The organism is Mycobacterium sp. (assembly GCF_049802695.1).
In the GTDB taxonomy this organism is placed as follows: Bacteria; Actinomycetota; Actinomycetes; order Mycobacteriales; family Mycobacteriaceae; genus Mycobacterium.
On the sequence record NZ_JBARMY010000252.1, the window covers coordinates 1 to 2,791 of the forward strand.

The window sequence follows — 2,791 nt, forward strand, 5'->3', positions numbered from 1 at the left end:
GGCTCAGGAACTGCCGATCGGGGCCGCGCAGACAAACGCCGCGAGGCCGGCCACGGCACCGCCGTCGGTGAACCTGCGGGGCGGCGAGCTCATCGACGCCACCACCGGCGCCGTCCTGTGGGGCAAGGACGACACCGTGGGGCGCCCCATGGGCAGCATCACCAAGGTGATGACTGCCCTGCTCGTGCTCAGGGCCGGCGACCTCAGCCGGGAAATCAAGGTCACCAGGGCTGCGATCCGGTACGTGCACAAGGACGGCGCGAGCAGCGCGGGCCTCATTGCCGGGGACTGGCTGACCGCCCGGCAACTGCTCGAGGCGATGCTGCTTCCGTCCGGCTGCGACGCGGCCTACCTGCTGGCCACCGCCTACGGCCCCGGCCGGAACGCATTCGTGGCGAAGATGAACGCGATGGCACAGTCGCTGGGCATGACCTCGACCCATTTTTCCTGGTTCGACGGTATGCCGTATCCGACCGAACTCTCCACCTACTCCTCGCCCGCCAACTTGATCCGCCTCGGCGAGCGGGCTATGCGTTATCCGACCTTCCGGAACATTGTGGCGCAGCGCACCTATCATGTGCCCGCTACGCATTTGCACCACAGTTACCTTTGGCGCACGACTGACAACTTGATCGGGTCATATCAGGGCGCCGTCGGAATCAAGACCGGCAACACCAAGGCTGCGGGCCACTGCCTGCTGTTTGAGGCACGCCGCGACGGGATCACACTGATCGGCGTCGTCCTGCACGAGAACCCGGCCGACAACCCCAACGCGGCCTTCGGGGCCGCCAGGCAGCTGCTGAACTGGGGCTTCCGCCAGGTCTAGAGCGAGGCGCAGCCGCGGGCTGTGGCCTCCGCGGACGACGTGGTCATGCGTTTGACTTGCCGGCTCACGCCGGCCTTCGGGCCCTTCCTCGTCGCAGGTGCTGGCGGGCGATGGCTATAAACGCGCGAAGGCGCGGGTCAGGGTCCCGACGACGCCAGGCGAGGGCAGTACGTGACGGCGGCAGGTCCGAGATTGGTATACAGACGATGTTCGGGTGGCCGAACCGGGAGGCAGCGCTAGCGACCGTGGGCTGGACGATGCGGCCGCGGGCGATGAGGATGACCAGTTCGCTAACCCCGGCGACGTCAAGGCGGACCCGGCGAATTGGGCGCCCGGTGGGCGTCGTGGTTGGGACATAGGCTTCGGCGGTGTGCCGAGGATAGATGTCGGCCGTGTCGAGGATGGGGTATTTCGCGATCTCATCCAGCGTCGTGGTGGCGCTGCCGGCGAGGGGATGATCCTTAGCTACGGCGAGCACCCTTTGGTCGACGTTTACGACGGGCCCAAGGACGACCTGCGGCTCGTCGAGTGGCAGCCGGGCAACCATCAGTTCGATCTCGCTACGTCGAAGAGGGCCGAGCCGGTCGCGGAACGGCAGCTCGACGGTCTCAACGCGGCAGCGTGGGTGTTCAGCCTCGAAGGTCTCGATGACGTCAAGGAGCGACGGGTGCACCGCCGACGCTGAGGTCACGCCAAAGTGAAGAACTCCCTCGAGCCGTTGGCTTGCCCGCCAGCAATGTTCGAGCGCGCTGAGCACATCGTTGTAGGCGGGGGCCAGTTCGCGCAGCAGGCGAGCGCCCGCCGGGGTGAGCGAGACCTGACGGCTCGTGCGCCGCAGCAACGGTTCACCCAGTTTGGTCTCTAGCGAGCGTAGGAGCTGGCTGACGCGCGACTGGGTGAGACCGAGCCGATCTGCGGTGTGCCCGAAGTGCAACTCGTCCGCCAGGGCGAGGAACACCCTGATTTCACCCATCTCCACCGTGGACCGCATCGATTAGCAATCCTACTAGATCCGATCCGGTACTCGGCCTTGATCCGCCGGCCGGGTGCAGGAGAGTCTGAGATAGGTAAGCAGCTTGCTGCCGATATGCGGAAGGTTACGTATAGGGGGCTGGCCCCTGAGATCGAAGGTCATATGAGAAAGGGAGGAAGGGCATGAGGAAGCTAATCGAAACTACACACGTTTCCCTTGGCGGCGAAATTGGATCGATTAATGACTGGGTGTTTCCATACCTGGACGAGGAACATAAGACCTACGCCATGCGGGAGCTATCGGAAGCGGATGCGCTGCTTCTTGGCCGCTCGACATACGAGGTGTTTTCGGCGGCATACCCTGCCATGAGCGGCGGCGATTCCGAAGTTTTCGGCCAGTTCATCGCGCGGATGAACAGCATCCCTAAGTACGTGGCATCGACCACCCTTGACGAGACCACCTGGAATGCCACCGTTATCGACGGAGATGTGGCTTCGTTCGTGACCGATCTAAAGCAGCGTTCCGGCGGCAACATCATCAAGTACGGGAACGGTCCGCTAGACGTCACACTGATGGAGCATGGGCTCATAGATGAGTTCCACCTGCTGCTCACGCCCGTCGCCATTGGAAAGGGTCAGCATCTATTCGAGGACATTGAGTCAGCTCCGTCGTTGAACCTCGTCGACGTCACACAGCACAGCAACGGCGTCGTGATTCTCACCTACACACCAAAGTGACCCAACAGCCGGTCTGAAGCCTACTGGGTTTGATGCACCCTTCGTTACGTGTGAGCGGTCGGCTGGCCGAAGGCTCGCGGATCCTGACCGCTCTGTGGACCGGGACGGCGGTGCACCATCACGGCGGCCCTAGACGAGTGATTCCTTATTGATCATCTGGTGTGTCGTTGCGTGACGGAGGAGGCGAGGGTGCCCAAGATCGGCGTTGCTACCCAAACGCCGAGCCCGGAGGCCCTCGTGGACGCTGATCTGGAC

General features: G+C 63.6%; 3 protein-coding genes. 2 read left to right on the top strand and 1 reads right to left on the bottom strand.

The genetic code is table 11. The annotated features are described in order from the left end of the window. The coding region (locus WA317_RS10270) for a D-alanyl-D-alanine carboxypeptidase family protein (RefSeq protein ID WP_425172929.1) at positions 1-826 on the top strand (826 nt) is incomplete at its 5' end. Between the two features lie 64 nt (positions 827-890). Here WA317_RS10270 and WA317_RS10275 read toward each other — a convergent pair. Next, complete coding sequence (locus WA317_RS10275) at positions 891-1,817, bottom strand: LysR family transcriptional regulator (RefSeq protein ID WP_425172930.1); 927 nt, start codon at positions 1,815-1,817, stop codon at positions 891-893. 164 nt (positions 1,818-1,981) lie between these two features. Here WA317_RS10275 and WA317_RS10280 point away from each other — a divergent pair, with 164 nt between their 5' ends. Next, the gene (locus WA317_RS10280; protein ID WP_425172931.1) at positions 1,982-2,536 is read left to right on the top strand and encodes a dihydrofolate reductase family protein; all 555 of its coding nucleotides are present in this window, start codon (positions 1,982-1,984) and stop codon (positions 2,534-2,536) included. Positions 2,537-2,791 lie beyond the last annotated feature (255 nt).